Genomic DNA, 15,882 nt, shown 5'->3' with positions numbered 1-15,882 from the left:
GACGGAATACATGGCCAGACAAGTAAAACGCCTTGGCGACATGCTCGTGGAAGCCGGCTTGTTATCCACGGAAAACCTCAAAAAGGCTTTGCTCGAACATAAAAAAGCCAACGTCAAGCTGGGCGAATATCTGGTGCGCGAGGGAGTCATCCGGGAATCGCAAATCACCGAGGTCATCAGCCAGCAGTTGAACATTGAGCAGTATCATCCGAACAAATATCCCTTCGAGGTTCAACTTGCCTCCCTGATCACGACGGATTTCGCCAGGATGAACAAGGTTGCTCCGCTGCGGCGTCGCGGAAACCTGCTCACCGTGGCCATGGTCGACCCCCTGGATATCACCACCTTGGACGACCTGGAGATCATGACCAACCTAGAGGTGGAACCGGTCATCTGCAGCGACCGGGAACTGACCGAACTCATCTATTCCATCTACGGCGTCGGCTCTCAAGTGGACGACTCCATCAGCAAGATGGAAGACGACGAGATGTACGGGAGCCAGGAAGAGGAAAACGAGTCGGTTTCCCTCTCGTCTCTGGAGGACATGGCAGGAGAGGCCCCGGTGATTCGACTGGTGAACACCATCCTGAGCCAGGCCGCCCGCTCCGGAGCCAGCGATATCCACATCAGCCCCGAAAAATCTACGGTTCACCTACGCTATAGGGTTGACGGCAAACTGCGTGAAGTGCCCGCCCCGCCCCGGGCTTTTTTCGCGGCCATGGCCTCACGCCTGAAAATTCTGGCCGGGATGGACATCTCCGTGACCCGGATTCCCCAGGACGGCCGCTTTTCCTTCAACATGGACAACCAGGAAATCCATGTCCGGGTTTCCAGCCTGCCCACCATCCACGGTGAAAACATGGTCCTGCGCCTCCTGCATCGCAGCGGCGAGGTGATGACCCTGGAAGACCTCGGTTTTTCCGAGGAAGACAAGGCCAAGATCGAAGCCGCGGTGATCAAGCCCTACGGCATGCTCCTGGCCACCGGCCCCACGGGCAGCGGAAAAAGTACCACCCTCTACGCCCTGCTGAAGAAGATCAACCAGCCGGACATCAACATCATCACCCTGGAAGACCCCGTGGAGTTCCGGGTGGAAAAAATCCGGCAGGCCCAGCTCAACCGCAAGGCCGGGATGACTTTTGCCTCAGGTCTGCGCTCCATCCTCCGTCAGGATCCCGACGTGGTCATGGTCGGCGAAATCCGCGACGCCGAAACCGCAAACATCGCGGTCCAGGCCGCGCTTACCGGCCACCGCCTGCTGAGCACGCTGCACACCAACGATGCCGCGGGGGCCGTGACCCGACTCATGGAAATGGATGTTCAACCGTTTCTGGTGGCCTCAACCCTGCTGGTAGCCGTGGCCCAACGCCTAGTGCGCAAGATTTGTTCTAAATGCAAAGAGGAATACGCCCCGCCTAAACCCATGCTCAAAGCTTTGGGCCTTGACCAGGACCCTGGTCCGTTCTACCGCGGCGCGGGTTGCGCACGGTGCGGACAGCAGGGCTATTCCGGACGAGTGGGTATTTACGAAGTTTTGCTGGTGGACGATGATGTCCAGGACATGATCCTCAGACGCGAATCTCCCCGTCAGATCACCAAGAACCTGGTCCAGGCAGGCAAACTGCGCACCCTGCGCCAAGGTGCCGCGGACAAGGTCCGCCTGGGCCTGACCACCGCCGAGGAAGCCATGAGTACGGTCATGGTTTGAGGGGGTCAACGGTTCAACGGTTTATAGTTCAATGGTTCCTTCTGACCTCCTGATACCTGACTCCTGACTCCGAAAAAACATGCCTAAGTACAAATACCAAGCCATGACCGACGCGGGGACCACTGTCTCCGGCGAGGTGGAAGCCGACTCAGAACAGGCAGCCAAGACCAAAGTCGCCGCCAGAGGATTGATACCGCGCTCCGTCGGCGCGGCCACCAGCAGCGCCGACGGGAAAGGCGCATTCTCGTCCCTGTTACAGCCAAAGCCCACGGACGAGGATCTGATTCTGTTCACCAAGCAGTTCAAGACCATGCTCGGCGCCGGGATGACCGTCATCTCCCTGCTCGACGTTCTGGAGCACCAGACGGAAAATCAGACCCTGCGCCAGGCTCTCGCCACCATCCGCGACGACATCCGCCAAGGCGCTTCCCTGCACGCGGCCTTTTCCAAGCACCCAAAAATATTCAATCCTCTGTACCTGGCCATGGTCCGGGCTGGAGAAATCAGCGGTACGCTAACCACCGTCCTGGAGCGGCTGATCTATCTGACTACCCACGAAAACAAGGTCAAAAAGCAGATCAAGTCCGCCCTGACCTATCCCGCCGTGATCCTGGTGACGCTGATCGGGGCGTTCTTGTTCCTGCTGACCTTCGTCGTTCCGCAGTTCATCTCCATTTTCGATGGGGCCGGCCTTGAACTCCCCTTTCCCACCCAGGTCATCGTGCATATGTACAACGGTCTGGTGAACTACTGGCACCTGATGCTCGGCGGCATCGCCCTGACCATCCTGACCCTCTATCTCGTCTGTCGCACCAAGCAGGGCCAGATAACCCGGGACGCGCTCTTTCTGAAAATCCCCCTAATCGGCCCGGTCCTTCAAAAAGCAGCCATGACCCGGTTCGCGAGTATTTTTTCCCTGCTGCAGGCCAGCGGAGTTTCCATCCTGGACTCCATCGGCATTCTTTCCGACGTTATCGGCAACGCTGCCATCAGTAAGGATTTCAGCATTCTACGTGAAAAACTGCGGGAAGGTCGAGGTATTTCCGGGCCGCTTCGATCATCCAAGTGCTTCACCCCGATGATCATCAGCATGATCGCGGTGGGAGAGGAAACCGGAAACCTGGACGAAATGCTTCAAGCCGTGGCCGACCATTACGACTATGAAGTGGAATACGCCATCGGGCGGATGTCCGAAATGATCGGGCCGATTCTGATTCTGCTGCTCTCCGGGGTGGTCGGCTTCTTCGCCCTGGCCATTTTCATGCCCATGTGGGATCTGACCAAGACCGTGTAGAGAGGGAGAATGGCACGAAGCACGGGGTTTCACGTCAGTCTGGTCGTGCTCGTTCCAGTAATCGTGGCCGGTACTGCCGTGCTGACCCTGTTTCTGAGCAGCTACGCTCCGCCCTTCCAACGCGATTTTCTGGGAAACCTGCACTGGGTCGCCTTGCTGATCGCCGCGACCACCTCCACTTCCTGCGCCCTGCTGCTGTACGTCATCCTGCGCCCCGTCCGTCGCTTTCTGGCCTCGGCCCGCAAGTCCGGCGTCATTCCGGACAGATCCCCGGACAGCGCGGCCCCTGCTCCGAGAAGCGATCTCGAAGAGTACCGCCTGGCTCTTGAACAGGTGGGCCTGGCCCTGTCCCGCCTGGACGCCAAGGCCCTGTTCCCGGAAATCGTGGCCCAGAGCCGTTCCATGCGTTCCGTCCTCGGCCAGATCATGAAGGTCGCGCCGACAACGACCTCGGTCCTGCTGACCGGAGAATCCGGCACGGGCAAGGAACTCGCGGCCCGGGCCATCCACGCCCAGAGCGGACGTCGCGACGGTCCGCTGATTCCGATCAATTGCGCGGCCATCCCCGAAAATCTTCTGGAAAGCGAACTGTTCGGCTACGAAAAAGGGGCCTTTACCGGTGCCGCGACGGCCAAACAGGGCAAGTTCGAGCTGGCCCACGGCGGCACGCTCTTCCTGGACGAGATCGGCGACATGCCGTTGTCCGTACAGGCCAAGATTCTGCGCATGCTGGAAACCGGCTCCGTGGAACGGATCGGCGGAACCAAAACCATCCGCTGCGACGTCAGAATCGTGGCGGCAACCAATCGGAATATCGCCGATATGGCGCGGCGGGGAACATTCCGCGATGATCTTTTGCACCGCCTGAACGTCTTCCCCCTGCATCTGCCGCCTCTACGCGAGCGCCGGGAGGACATCCCCCAGCTGGCCGACCACTTTCTCACAAAGCCTGATCACGCACCGCGTCTCTCCGGCCAAGCCCTGAGCCTGCTCATGGCCCACGACTGGCCGGGCAATGCACGGGAACTCCGCAACGTGCTGGAACGGGCCGCCGTTCTGGCCGACTACGAGGAACTCCGGCCGGAACACCTGCCGGGCCTCGGGCCGTCGCCAGCCACTCCGCCCATTGCTGATAAGAGGAAATCAACGTGTCTTGAAGACGATTCCTCCCTGGATCATCGTCTGGAGACCCTGGAACGTTCCATGATCGAATCCGCTCTGGCCCGAACGGACGGCGTCCAATCCAAGGCGGCCCGACTCCTAGGCATCAAGGAGCGCAGCCTTTGGCACCGGATCAAAAAGCTGGAGATCGACGCCAAGGCGTTCAAAAGCAATGAATGAAGCACACAATACCCTATTATTCCAAGTTTAAACGCGATTACCTAACCTGATTTCGATTGCTTCAGCTGTAACTGTTCTGTAGCTCCGGGCAACTGAACCTCACGAAAACACCTGGACCCCGGCCTGCGCCGGGGTGACGGCTGAAGGAACTCAACCGACACGGCACTCCCATCCGCCATAGCGGCAAAGCGTCGACGCAGGCCGGTATCCAGGCAGCACGGAACCCGCGGCGGTTGGTTGCCCCGTCTTATTGAGCTGTAACCTTTATCTCCATTTGCCGACCACGCTTCAAAATCAGTTCACCAGGAGATATCCAGATGCCCGCCATTCACCCCCAAGGCGTGATCTTCGACCTTGACGGAACCCTGCTCAACACACTGGAGGATCTGGCCGACGCCATGAATACGGTCCTGGCCGACCACCACTGGCCCACGCACCCATTGGACGCCTACCGTAGGTTCATCGGCAACGGTGTAACCATGCTGGTCCGCCGGGCCATGCCGGAGGAAGAGCGCGGGGAAGACAGGCGGGTCGCGGAAATCGTTTTGGAAATGCGGGAGACCTACGCCCACGGATGGGCCAACAAGACCAAGCCGTACCCTGGGATCGATCACCTCTTGAACACCTTGCGGGACAAGAGCGTCCCAATGACCGTGCTTTCCAACAAGCCCCATGACGCCACCGCGGCCATGGTCGATCACTTTTTCCCGGCAAACCTTTTCCAAGTGGTCATGGGTGCGCACCCGGAAAAACCCAGCAAGCCCGACCCGACCACGGCCCTGGAAACGGCCAAACACCTGGGGCTCCCCCCCGAGACCATCCTCTTCCTCGGCGATTCCAACGTGGACATGCACACCGCCAAAGCCGCCGGCATGACCCCGCTGGGTGCGGCCTGGGGCTTCCGCGGCCCGGAAGAACTCCTCGCCGCCGGAGCACGCGCGATCTTGCAATCCCCAAAAGAACTGCTGGACTGGCTGGACTCTGACTGTTGATCGTAAAGACTGGCACTGGAACAGGTTGAAGGGTTTTGCAGCTCTGTTGCTCAACCTCCCCCTTCTCCCCCCTCGCCTGACCCGTTGACCGGATTTTCAACCAACCGAGGTGCGCCTGAGAGAATAATCGCTTTTCATTCTCTATAGCCCATATTTTCCGCATTGCGGAATTTCTGCAATTTCAGTATGGAAAGAGGCAACAAGGAGAACGACCATGCGTGAAACGCTTACTGTATCCAGTCGCGGTCAGATCACCCTGCCGGCCGTGTTGCGCAAACGCCTCGGTATTACGGCTGGCGGCGTGGTCATCGCCGAGGAAGGGCAGGGGACAATCATTCTCAAGCCGGCGGTGGTCATGGAGGTCGACACCTACTCTGATCAGGATATTGCCGCCTGGGATGCGGAGGATCATCTTCCCGCCAAGGAGCGCGAGGCTATTCTCAAACGATTCCGAGATAAACCGTGAACCGCCTGTTTCTGGACGCCAACGTGTTGTTCACGGCAGCGCACAATCCAACCGGCAAGGCTTCCCTGGTTTTTGACCTGGCCGCCCTGGGGCACTGGGCCATTGTCACTTCCGGTCAGGCGGTGGAAGAAGCCAGGCACAACCTGCGGCTGAAATATCCCGCATGCCTGCCTCGTCTGGAAATGCTGCTCAAGAGCGTTCTTGTCGTGTCCGCGGCAAACAACCAGTCCTGCACCCTGGGCCTGCCGGCCAAGGACGCCCCCATATTTCTCGCGGCCCTGCACTCCAGAGCCACCCACCTGCTGACAGGAGATCTGCGCCATTTCGGCCGATTCATGAACACCTCTTCGCAGACCGAAGGCATAACCATCTGTACTGTCTCAACCTTTCTCGAACAAGCCCAATGCGGCGAACCATAAGACTATTCCCGCCTTACCCTGGCCAGACTGAAGGAGTTTGACTAATGACCATTCCCTGCCGAGCACACAAAAAAAGGGGTTACGATTTTCATCGTAACCCCTTGTTTTTCCTGGTGGGCAATGCAGGATTCGAACCTGCGGCCTTTGGCTCCGGAGGCCAACGCTCTATCCAACTGAGCTAATTGCCCTAAAAGAGTCTACTTACCTTTACGGCTGGACGATTGTCAAGGAAATCGAACTTGGTCGTGATTGGATTTTTTCCGGGGATCGCCTACACTGCGTCCCATGGACTTACCCTTTTATCTGGAGGAGCTCGACCGGCGTGATGCGTTGATGGTCGTCGACGTGCCGGTAGATCCACATTTGGAGATAGCCGCCTTGACCGCCATGGCCGTTCGCGAACAAGGACCGGCTCTGCTTTTCAGGAATGCCCGCGACTCGAAGCATCCCATCCTGACCAACGCCCTGGCCTCTGAAGGCCGCATAGCCCTGGCCCTGAACCACGCCTCCCTACGAGAATTCGGGAACACGGCTTTTAATCTTTTGCGGCAAAATCCAGATCCCGCTCCTGCCTCCTCCGACAGTTCTGATCTCGACGACGCCATGGAGATCGTCGATGAACCGCCCTGCCAAGAGCATTCCCTTGCCGGATCTGAAGCCAGCTTTGAGCACCTGCCGCGCATCACGCTCTGGCCCGGTGACGCCGGACCCTGTCTGACCGCCGGGGTGGTCGTGACAAGGCACCCCCGGACCGGAAGACGCAACGCGGGAATCTATCGTCTTCAAATATTGGACAATACCAGGGCTACTCTGGGCTGGCATCCGGGCAGCGACGCGGCGGAGCATTTTCACGCGGCTGAAGATATGAACCAGCCGCTGGAAGTCGCCGTGGCCCTGGGCGCGCCTCCAGCCGTGCTCCTGGCCGCCGGGCTGTCCCTGCCCCGGGAGGTGGACGAATTGGAATTCACGGCCCGCGTGACGAGTTCCCGGCTGCCCATGGCCCGTTGCAGCACGGTGGACCTGCTGATCCCGGCCACAAGCCAATTTGTCCTGGAGGGACACGCGCTGCCCGGAGAACGGGCTTTGGAAGGCCCCTTCGGCAATCACACCGGGCTGCTGAGCACTCCACGCCCCTGCCCGGTCTTGAGACTACGCGCCATCACCCAAGCCTTGGACCCGGTTCAGCCCTGCATCGTCGCCGGGCCTCCGCCTTCGGAAAGCACCTGGATGGCAAAGGCCCAGGAAGCGATGCTCCGGGCACGACTCTGCGCCGCGTATCCGGAAATCCGGGACATCGCCCTGCCCATGGAGGGCATCTACCAGAATTTCCTGTTCGTCACCCTGGACTCGGACCAGCGGGACCCACCAAATGCTGCGTTGGAGTTGCTGCGTTGCTTGAGCGAGAAACGTGAGCTGCGCCGATTTCGATTCCTGGTGGCCGTGGATGAATTCGTTGACTGCACTGACGTTTCGCAAGTTTTTTGGCGGTTGGGCAACTGCCTGGACCCGGATCGGGACATGGTCCGTATCCAAGGTCCGCTGGCCCCATGGCACCCATCAACGACGCCGGGCCGGGGCGGTAAACTACTCCTGGACGCCCGAGCCAAACCTCCAGCCCAGCCCATGCCCAGCCATCCTGATCCGCACTTCACCGAGACCGTCCGCCGACTCTGGCAAACCCTGCGAAAAAGGTAGCCCTCTATGCCCCCATCCGCTCGAAACCGCATCGTCCTGGCCGTCACCGGAGCCAGCGGCATGCCCTATGCCCGGACCCTGGCGGAAATGCTGGGCGATCGCCGCGAACTGCATTTGATCGTTTCCAAGGCCGGCTGGCTGGTTTGGAACCAGGAACTGGGCACGCCCCGCGAGGAACTGCTGAACAAGGCATTTCGCGCCTATTCCCAAGACGATCTGGCCGCGCCGCCGGCCAGCGGATCCTGGCAACATCAGGGCATGGTGGTCTGCCCCTGCTCCATGGCCAGCCTGGCGGCCATTGCCCGGGGGCTGGGCAGCAACCTGATCCACCGATCCGCGGACGTCACGCTCAAGGAGCGGCGTCGGCTGATTCTGGTCACCCGGGAAACGCCGCTGAACAGCATTCACCTGGAAAACATGCTGGCCGCGACCAGGGCCGGAGCCGTGGTGCTGCCCGCCAGTCCGGGATTCTATCACCGCCCCCGGACCATCCAGGATCTGACGGAACAACTCTGCGGTCGGATACTGGACGCGCTGGACGTGGATCACGACGCGACGCGACGCTGGGGAGAGGACGCCCCCGGTCTGGAGCCGTCACCAACCGAGACACGCCAATGAGGAGGAACGACATGGAACATCGATTGATCTGGCATGGACACGCGGCTTTTCAAATCGTCACGCCCAGCCTGAGCGTGCTGATCGACCCCTGGTTCGAGGGCAACCCGTCCTCGCGAACCTCCCACGAAGCCTTGGACAAGGTGGACCTGGTGCTGATCACCCACGACCATGGGGACCATGTCGGTCAGGCCGTGGAAATCTGCCGGCGGACCGGAGCACACCTTCTCGGCGTCGTGGAAACCGTGGCCAAGCTCAAAAACCTCGGCCTTCCTGCGGATCAAGTGGTCAACGGCACCGGCATGAACATCGGCGGCACGGTGCGCTTCCACACCCTCCAGGCAACCATGGTCCAGGCCCAGCACTCCTCGGAAACCGGCCTGGCCGTGGGCTACATCCTGACCCTGGAAGACGGGACCTGCGTCTACCACGCCGGGGACACGGGCATTTTCTCGACCATGGAACTCTACGGGCGGCTGTTCAACATCGACCTGGCCCTGCTGCCCATCGGCGGAGTGTTCACCATGGATCCCCGGCAGGCGGCCATGGCCTGCGCCCTGCTCCAGTGCGGGGAAGTCGTGCCCATGCACTGGGGTTCGTTCCCGGTTCTAGAGCAGAACTGCGACAGCTTCGCCGAACAACTTGGCATCCACGCCCCGAAGGTCCGGCTCAATGCCATGAAGCCTGGCCAAACCCTGAACATGGGCAAGCAGAATCTGGATTTCGCGGCTCGGATCGCGGATGAATGACGCCTTACCCGATCACCCCCGCAACCCTTCATAAACTTTCTTGGCCCTGTCCGCCCCAAGACCGGGCAGGGCCGTCAATTCTTCCAGGGAGGCCCGAGTCATAGCCGAAATATCCGGGTAGTAATCCCAGAGCAAACGAGCGGTCTTCGGCCCCACGCCGGGGATGGCTTCCAATTTGGTGTCCAGGGCCTTGCGCTCGCGGGCCTTGCGCTGCCGGGAGATCACGAACCGATGCGCCGCATCCCGGATTTGCTGCAAAAAAAGCAGCTCCTTGCTTCCAGGCCGCAGCGGCAGCGGATTCTTGCGGCCCGGACGGAACACTTTGTCCCCCAGTTCTCCGCCCCGGCGACCGGCCTTGGCCATGGAGGCCAGGTTCCATGTTTGTTCCAGACCCGCGGCGGAACTGACTCTCCCCACGGCGGCGAGCTGCCCCAGGCCGCCGTCGATGAGCAGCAGATCCGGCCACGGCGGTCCGGCCTCGATCCGCCGTTCGGCCCAGTGGGTCAGGGCCAGGTAGTCGTCATGGGTTCCTTCCAGCTCAGGCATGGCGTGGATGCGGTAGGCGTCCTTGCGCGGTCGTCCGTCCTCAAAGACCACCATACCCACTCGAACGCCCTGCCCGCCCAGATGCGAGACGTCCACGGCTTCGATGCGCCGAACCGGTGCCGCCAAGCGCAGGGCGTCGGCCAAGAGCACGGCCAGGTCCGGCTCCCGCCGCTTCATGGTCTCCAGCGCATTAGCCTCGGCCATCTCCACCAGCCGTCGCTGGGCCTCGCCCCGGGCCGCGGTCAACCGAACCTGTGCCCCACGACGTTCGGTCAGCACCTGGACAATAGAGTCGTTCCCCACTGTTTCCGCCAACCACGCGGGCAGGATGATCCGCTCCGGAATGAACCGCTCCGGACCGTAGAACTGGACAAGAAAGCTTTCCAGCAACGCGCCGCCGCCCTCCTCGTCCTCCAGGCCGTGGTCCGCTTCCCCTTCCGGTCCGGCCACGGCCTCGTGGCGACCGGCTTTCGAGTCATCGAACAGGCCGGACGATGCCCCTGCGTCACCGACGGTTTCTTCCACTGTAGGCCAGAAAAAACTTTTGCTATCCAGAAGCCGCCCCTGGCGAATGAACAGAATGCTCAGCCCCACGCCCCGCGCGTCGCGAACCAAGCCGATCACGTCCCGGTCCAGCTCGTCGGAAAGCACGACCGCCTGGCGCTCCAGGGTCTGCTGAACGCCTTTGAGCAGGTCGCGGATCTCCGCGGCCTTTTCGTACTCCAGTCGCTCGGAGTGCTCCTGCATGCTCCGGCTCAAAACGGTCGCCAACTCTCGGGAGCGGCCGCCCAGGAACATCCGCACCCGCCGGACCATATCCGCGTAGTCATCACGGGAAACATCCAGTACGCAGGGTCCGAGGCACTGGCCCATGTGGTGATAGAGACAGGGCCGGACCCGGTTGCGGAACATCGTGTCCTTGCAGCGACGCAGATTGAACAGGCGATGCACGGCCTTGAGGGTCTGGCGGGCGGCTTGAGAGGAGATGAACGGGCCGTAGTACAGGGCTCCGTCCTTAAGCACCCTGCGCGTCAAAGTCAGACGAGGGTATTCAGTCTGGGCGTCCAGTTTGAACAGCACGTACTGCTTGTCGTCACGCAGGCAGATGTTGTAACGGGGACGATGCTTCTTGATCAGGCTGGACTCCAGAAGCAGGGCTTCCTTCTCCGTGGTGGTGCACAGCGTGTCCACCGCCGCCGACTTGGCGACCATGGCCCGGGTTTTGAGCGGAAGCTGCGCTGGAGGCCGAAAGTAGGACGCCAACCGGCGGCGCAGGTTCTTGGCCTTGCCGACATAGAGAATCCGCCCCTTGGCGTCCTTGAACAGATAGACCCCAGGGCCTTCGGGATGATCCCGTGAGGCGGCAAGCGACCTCGGTTCCTCACGGCGGGGATTTAAAGCAATTGGTTCAGTCATGACGTGTGAATGAATAATTGGGCGGGTTGTTCGGAGAGGACGCGAAGCGGATCAGTCTAACGCCTCCGGCCTCCGGGCTCAACCGGTCGCCGGTGACGAAAATATAACAAATCATTACCAGGAGAGATCATGCACGACACAGAAAAACAATGGCCGGAAATCGCGGCAGAGCAGCTCCGGACCATGCGCCGGGCCGGGCCGCTGGTTCACAACATCACCAATTACGTTGTCATGGGCGTGACGGCCAACGTGCTGCTGGCCCAGGGCGCCTATCCGGTGATGGCCCACGCTCCGGAGGAGGTGGAGGAGATGACGTCCCTGGCCAACGCTTTGGCCCTGAACATCGGCACCTTGAGCGGCCCCTGGGTGGAGGCCATGATCCTGGCCGGGAAGAAGGCCAATGCGCTGAACAAGCCGGTGGTCCTGGATCCGGTGGGGGCCGGGGCGACCCGCTTTCGGACCGAAACCGTGATCCGGATTCTGGACGCCGTCCGAATCTCCGTGCTCCGCGGCAACCCGTCCGAAATCCTGGCCGTTTCCGGGGCCCAGGGAGGCGCCAGGGGCGTGGACGCCGTGCATGGCGTGGAGGAAATCGCCGAAACGGCACGGAACCTGGCCGTCAAACTGAACTGCGTGGTGGCTGTTTCCGGGGAGCGGGATCTGGTCACGGACGGGCGATGCACCGTCCGCCTGTCCGGGGGCTCTCCCCTGATGACCAAGATCACCGGCATGGGCTGCGCCCTGAGTTCCACCGTGGCCGCGTTCGTCGGCGCGGGAGGCGAGACCCTGGCCGGGGCCGTGGCCGCCATGGCCCTCTACAATGTGGCCGGAGAGCTGGCGGCCCTGAAATCCACCGGACCGGGCAGCTTTGAACCGGCCTTCCTGGACATTCTGGCCCTGGTCGGGGATGATCAGATGTTGCGGGCGGAGGCATGCTCCGCTTAACCGAGTGATGAAAAAGTCCTATCTCGACAGTCCGTTCAAAAACCCCAAGTGCAAGGAGCAAGAAAAGCTACCGGACACGTCCTGTGTCCGGCCCTCACGGTGTGGCTTCGCCACATTTTCGATTTGCCGTCCTGGCAATCGAATCAAGGTCGAAGCGTATTTATTGATACGGGAGAGTTTGAACTTTTTACAGCGACGCAGCAATTAGGAGTTTTTCAACGGATTGTTAACCACTTGCCAAAGGACGTGACCGCCATGGCCCGAAAAAATCGATCAGACGCCTTGACACCGGAGAGCGTGCTCCAGGCTTTCCGCAAGGCCCGCACTCCCCTGGCTTACGCCGAATTGTCCCAACTTTTGGGAGGAGGAAAGCGGCAAAGTGACGATCTGACCGAGACGTTGAACCAACTGGTCCGGGAAGGTCGGATCATCCAGATGCGCGACGCCTACGGTCTGGCCGAGACCATGCGGATCATCACCGGAGAACTGGAAATCCAGCGCTCCGGGGTGGGGTTCGTGCTGCCGGAGGACAGCAGCGGAAAGGACGTCTTCGTAAGCCCCCGTGATCTGGGCGACGCCCGCCACGGAGACAAGGTGGCCGTGGCCCTGATGCCCAAACGCCGCGGCCGTAATCCGGAGGGGCGCGTGGTCCGGGTGCTGGAACGGAAGACCGAGATCTACGCCGTGCGCATCCTGGACGCCAGGGGACGGGGCCAATGGCTGGCCCAGGCCACGGACCCCAAGCTGGGCTTTCATTTGCTTTTGACCTCATCCGACCCGGATCTGCAACCGCGCAAGAACGACATCGTCCTGGCCCGGATCGGCGAGCGGCTGGAGGAACATCTCTGGTCCGGCACCATCAAGTCCGTGCTGGGATCGGAGATCAACCTCGACGTCCAGGAGCAGATAGTCAAATTTAACCATCACGTGCCCGCCGGATTTCCGGAGGCAGCCCTGGAGCAGGCTGAAGCCTTGCCTGAGAAACCGGCTCAGGAGGACTTCAAAAGCCGCGCGGATCTGCGCGAACTGCCCCTGGTGACCATTGACGGTGAAACGGCCAAGGACTTTGACGACGCGGTCTGCGTCAAGAAAATCGCCCAGGGTTTCACCCTCTGGGTGGCCATCGCGGACGTGGCCCATTACGTCGCGCCCTTCACCCCCCTGGACGAGGAGGCCCGGGAACGGGGCAACTCCTATTATTTTCCCAAATCCGTGGAGCCCATGTTTCCGGAGCGGTTGTCCAACGGTCTGTGCAGCCTGAACCCCGACGAGCCCCGCTTGGCCATGGTCGCGGAAATGGACTTTTCCCCGGACGGCAAGATTCTCCGCTCCGACTTTTACGCCGCGGTGATCCAGAGCCATGCCCGCCTGACCTATGAGCAGGTCCATCGGGCTCTGGAGGAAAACGACCATTCCGTGCGCCGGGATCTGGGTCCGCTGCTGACCATGCTGGACCGGGCCGCGACCCTGGCCCGGGCACTGAAGCAACGCAGGCATGGTCGAGGCAGCCTGGATTTTGATCTGCCGGACCCGGCAGTGCTCCTGGATGTCCAGGGCGAAGCCGCGGACATTCAATCCCGGCCCAGGCATTTTTCCCACCAGATCATCGAGGAATTCATGATCGCGGCCAACGAGGCCGTGGCCGAATTCCTGACCAAGCGCGGGCGGTCCATGCTCTACCGGGTGCACGACCAGCCGGACCCGGACAAGCTGCGCGCCCTGTTCAAGGTTCTGCAGCAGACTGAGTTGGGCGTCAGCCTCCCCAAGAAAGGCGAGCCGACCGACCCCAAAACCTTGCAGGCCATTCTGGCCGCGGCCCAGGACACGGACATGGAGTTCCTGGTCAACCGGCTGCTCCTGCGCAGCCAGATGCAGGCCAAGTACAGCCCTGAAAACCTCGGCCACTTCGGCCTGGCCTCCACCTGCTACGCCCACTTCACCTCCCCTATCCGGCGCTACGCCGACCTGGAGCTGCACCGGGCCCTGAAAACCGCCCTGGCCGGGCTTGGCCCGAAAATCTCCAATAAACAACTTAAGACTCTGGGCGATCAGTTGAGCATCCGGGAGCGCCGGGCCATGGCCGCGGAGCGGGAGATCCTGAAGCGGGTCACGGTGATGTTTTTGCTGGATCGGGTGGGCGAGGAACTCTCCGGAGTGATCTCCTCCCTGACCGACTTCGGCTTTTTCGTGGAGCTGTCCGATCTGCTGGCCGACGGCATGGTCCGGCTGTCCTCGCTGACCGACGACTATTACGCCTTTTTCCCGGAGCGCCACGAACTGGTGGGGCGGCGGACCGGGCGAACCTTCCGGATGGGGCAGCGGGTTTCCGTGATCCTGGAGGACGTCAGCCTCTCCCGCTTGGAGATCAACCTGACCCTTAAGCCGGAGAAGACGCCTGAGGAAACTCCTTCCAAGCGGTCCGCGAAAGGCTCCAGCCGAAAAGGCGCCCGTAAAAATGCCCAAAAGGACGACCAGAAGGAAACCCCAAAAGAGTCTCCGAAAGGCACGCGGAAAACCGGCCGAAAATCCGATTCATCCCGCCGTGATTGACCAGTCCACCTTCTCCCGCCCCCTGCTGGACTGGTTCGCGGCCCATGCCCGGGATCTGCCCTGGCGAAGGACGTATGATCCCTACCAGGTCTGGATTTCCGAGGTCATGCTCCAGCAGACCCAGATGGATCGGGTGGTGGGCTATTTTCAGCGCTGGATGGCCGGATTCCCGGATGTCCGCGTCCTGGCCGCGGCCCCGGAGGACAAGGTTCTGACGGCCTGGGAAGGGCTTGGATACTATACCCGGGCCAGAAACCTGCTCCGGGCGTCCCGGTACGTGATGGACAACCTCTCCGGAACGCTGCCCCGGGACCATGCCGGCTGGCTGGCCCTGCCCGGGATAGGGCCGTACACCGCGGCCGCGGTGTGCGCCATTGCCTACAACCAACCCCATGCCGTGGTGGACGCCAACGTGAGCCGGGTCATGGCCCGGATCTTCGACCTGGACGTCCCGGTCCGGCAACGGGCCGCGGCCACGTTCATCGCCGAGCAGGCCTTGGCCCTGACGCCGCCGGGACAAATCCGACACTTCAGCCAGGCCCTGATGGAACTGGGTGCCCTGATCTGCCTTCCCCGCCGCCCACGCTGCTCCTCCTGCCCCCTGCACGACATTTGCGAGGCCCGCCGCCTGGACATCGTCCTGGAGCGCCCGGTTCCGTCCAAGGCCGTGACCTACATCCCCATCGACGTGGCCACCGGCGTACTCATGGCCCAAGGGCTGATCTACATCCAGAAGCGACCGGCCACCGGAGTCTGGGCCGGGTTGTGGGAGTTCCCCGGCGGAACCATCGAAGGCGCGGAAACCCCGGAGCAGACCCTGATCCGCGAATACATGGAAGAAACCGGCTTCGTGGTGAACGACCCGCGCAAGCTCGCCGTGATCCGCCACGGCTACACCAAATACCGCGTGGCCCTCCACTGCTACCGCTGCCGCCTGGAAGACGATCAACCCAAGCCCCCGCCCATCCTCGCCGCGGCCCAGGAATATCGCTGGGTCCGCCAGGAAGAGCTGAACCAATACGCCTTCCCCGCCGGCCACCGCAAACTTATAGACCAAACATTCTCCTGACATTCCGAACGGCTGAAGAAAACGAAAAGATTCCTCCCAAATTCACTTGCCAAGATTTGGAGTTTTGGATACAAGCT

Annotated in this window: 13 protein-coding genes and 1 tRNA gene; 12 read left to right on the top strand and 2 right to left on the bottom strand. The window is 61.5% G+C overall.

Going from position 1 to position 15,882, the window contains the following annotated elements; all coding sequences use genetic code 11:
* Nucleotides 1-10 precede the first annotated feature (10 nt).
* From C6366_RS06070 to C6366_RS06045, 6 genes are all read left to right on the top strand, one after another.
* The gene (locus tag C6366_RS06070; protein ID WP_107736450.1) at nucleotides 11-1,708 is read left to right on the top strand and encodes a GspE/PulE family protein; all 1,698 of its coding nucleotides are present in this window, start codon (nucleotides 11-13) and stop codon (nucleotides 1,706-1,708) included.
* 79 nt (nucleotides 1,709-1,787) lie between these two features.
* Nucleotides 1,788-3,002 carry a type II secretion system F family protein gene (locus tag C6366_RS06065; protein WP_107736449.1) on the top strand — a complete coding sequence of 405 codons (1,215 nt, stop codon included), beginning with the start codon at nucleotides 1,788-1,790 and terminating at the stop codon, nucleotides 3,000-3,002.
* Between the two features lie 9 nt (nucleotides 3,003-3,011).
* Nucleotides 3,012-4,343, top strand: a complete 1,332-nt coding sequence (locus C6366_RS06060) for a sigma-54-dependent Fis family transcriptional regulator (RefSeq protein WP_107736448.1) — start codon at nucleotides 3,012-3,014, stop codon at nucleotides 4,341-4,343.
* Between the two features lie 317 nt (nucleotides 4,344-4,660).
* Entirely contained in the window at nucleotides 4,661-5,335 is a 675-nt protein-coding gene (locus tag C6366_RS06055; RefSeq protein WP_107736447.1) for an HAD family hydrolase, read from the top strand.
* A 214-nt stretch (nucleotides 5,336-5,549) separates the two neighbouring features.
* Nucleotides 5,550-5,801 (top strand): AbrB/MazE/SpoVT family DNA-binding domain-containing protein, encoded by a 252-nt coding sequence (locus C6366_RS06050; protein ID WP_107736446.1) that lies wholly within the window; start codon nucleotides 5,550-5,552, stop codon nucleotides 5,799-5,801.
* On the top strand, nucleotides 5,798-6,220 hold the full coding sequence (locus tag C6366_RS06045) for a DNA-binding protein (protein ID WP_107736445.1): 423 nt from the start codon (nucleotides 5,798-5,800) through the stop codon (nucleotides 6,218-6,220). Before C6366_RS06050 ends, C6366_RS06045 begins: the two co-directional genes overlap by 4 nt.
* 111 nt (nucleotides 6,221-6,331) lie before the next feature.
* Here C6366_RS06045 and C6366_RS06040 read toward each other — a convergent pair.
* Nucleotides 6,332-6,408: transfer RNA gene (locus C6366_RS06040), tRNA-Arg, on the bottom strand.
* A 97-nt stretch (nucleotides 6,409-6,505) separates the two neighbouring features.
* Between C6366_RS06040 and C6366_RS06035 the strand changes: the two genes are divergently transcribed.
* The 3 genes from C6366_RS06035 to C6366_RS06025 are packed head-to-tail and all read left to right on the top strand — an operon-like array spanning nucleotide 6,506 to nucleotide 9,279.
* Complete coding sequence (locus C6366_RS06035) at nucleotides 6,506-7,915, top strand: UbiD family decarboxylase (protein ID WP_146164786.1); 1,410 nt, start codon at nucleotides 6,506-6,508, stop codon at nucleotides 7,913-7,915.
* Between the two features lie 6 nt (nucleotides 7,916-7,921).
* Nucleotides 7,922-8,533 carry a UbiX family flavin prenyltransferase gene (locus tag C6366_RS06030; RefSeq protein ID WP_107736443.1) on the top strand — a complete coding sequence of 204 codons (612 nt, stop codon included), beginning with the start codon at nucleotides 7,922-7,924 and terminating at the stop codon, nucleotides 8,531-8,533.
* Nucleotides 8,534-8,544: 11 nt separating this feature from the next.
* Nucleotides 8,545-9,279 (top strand): metal-dependent hydrolase, encoded by a 735-nt coding sequence (locus tag C6366_RS06025; RefSeq protein WP_107736442.1) that lies wholly within the window; start codon nucleotides 8,545-8,547, stop codon nucleotides 9,277-9,279.
* Between the two features lie 12 nt (nucleotides 9,280-9,291).
* Here the strand turns inward: C6366_RS06025 and uvrC are convergent, their stop codons facing one another.
* Entirely contained in the window at nucleotides 9,292-11,241 is a 1,950-nt protein-coding gene (gene uvrC, locus C6366_RS06020) for an excinuclease ABC subunit UvrC (RefSeq protein ID WP_107736441.1), read from the bottom strand.
* A 129-nt stretch (nucleotides 11,242-11,370) separates the two neighbouring features.
* Here uvrC and thiM point away from each other — a divergent pair, with 129 nt between their 5' ends.
* From thiM to mutY, 3 genes are all read left to right on the top strand, one after another.
* Nucleotides 11,371-12,186, top strand: coding sequence for a hydroxyethylthiazole kinase (thiM, locus tag C6366_RS06015; RefSeq protein ID WP_107736440.1), 816 nt, complete (start codon nucleotides 11,371-11,373; stop codon nucleotides 12,184-12,186).
* Between the two features lie 255 nt (nucleotides 12,187-12,441).
* Nucleotides 12,442-14,736: a ribonuclease R gene (gene rnr, locus C6366_RS06010; RefSeq protein ID WP_146164785.1), complete on the top strand. Its 2,295-nt coding sequence runs from the start codon at nucleotides 12,442-12,444 to the stop codon at nucleotides 14,734-14,736.
* A complete protein-coding gene (gene mutY / locus C6366_RS06005; protein ID WP_107736438.1) occupies nucleotides 14,729-15,805 on the top strand; it encodes an A/G-specific adenine glycosylase in 1,077 nt (358 codons plus the stop codon). Before rnr ends, mutY begins: the two co-directional genes overlap by 8 nt.
* The last annotated feature ends 77 nt before the right edge of the window (nucleotides 15,806-15,882 follow it).

It is taken from the genome of Desulfonatronum sp. SC1, from assembly GCF_003046795.1.
Taxonomy (GTDB): Bacteria; Desulfobacterota; Desulfovibrionia; order Desulfovibrionales; family Desulfonatronaceae; genus Desulfonatronum.
Note: the sequence above shows the minus strand (reverse complement) of the source record. Positions and strands in the feature narration are given on the sequence as shown.

Excerpts from the sequence above, each read along its gene's own strand:
- C6366_RS06070 (WP_107736450.1), top strand. The coding sequence starts at position 11 with ATGGCCAGACAAGTAAAACGCCTTGGCGACATGCTCGTGGAAGCCGGC.
- C6366_RS06065 (WP_107736449.1), top strand. The coding sequence starts at position 1,788 with ATGCCTAAGTACAAATACCAAGCCATGACCGACGCGGGGACCACTGTC.
- C6366_RS06060 (WP_107736448.1), top strand. The coding sequence starts at position 3,012 with ATGGCACGAAGCACGGGGTTTCACGTCAGTCTGGTCGTGCTCGTTCCA.
- C6366_RS06055 (WP_107736447.1), top strand. The coding sequence starts at position 4,661 with ATGCCCGCCATTCACCCCCAAGGCGTGATCTTCGACCTTGACGGAACC.
- C6366_RS06050 (WP_107736446.1), top strand. The coding sequence starts at position 5,550 with ATGCGTGAAACGCTTACTGTATCCAGTCGCGGTCAGATCACCCTGCCG.
- C6366_RS06035 (WP_146164786.1), top strand. The coding sequence starts at position 6,506 with ATGGACTTACCCTTTTATCTGGAGGAGCTCGACCGGCGTGATGCGTTG.
- C6366_RS06030 (WP_107736443.1), top strand. The coding sequence starts at position 7,922 with ATGCCCCCATCCGCTCGAAACCGCATCGTCCTGGCCGTCACCGGAGCC.
- C6366_RS06025 (WP_107736442.1), top strand. The coding sequence starts at position 8,545 with ATGGAACATCGATTGATCTGGCATGGACACGCGGCTTTTCAAATCGTC.
- uvrC (WP_107736441.1), bottom strand. The coding sequence starts at position 11,241 with ATGACTGAACCAATTGCTTTAAATCCCCGCCGTGAGGAACCGAGGTCG.
- thiM (WP_107736440.1), top strand. The coding sequence starts at position 11,371 with ATGCACGACACAGAAAAACAATGGCCGGAAATCGCGGCAGAGCAGCTC.
- rnr (WP_146164785.1), top strand. The coding sequence starts at position 12,442 with ATGGCCCGAAAAAATCGATCAGACGCCTTGACACCGGAGAGCGTGCTC.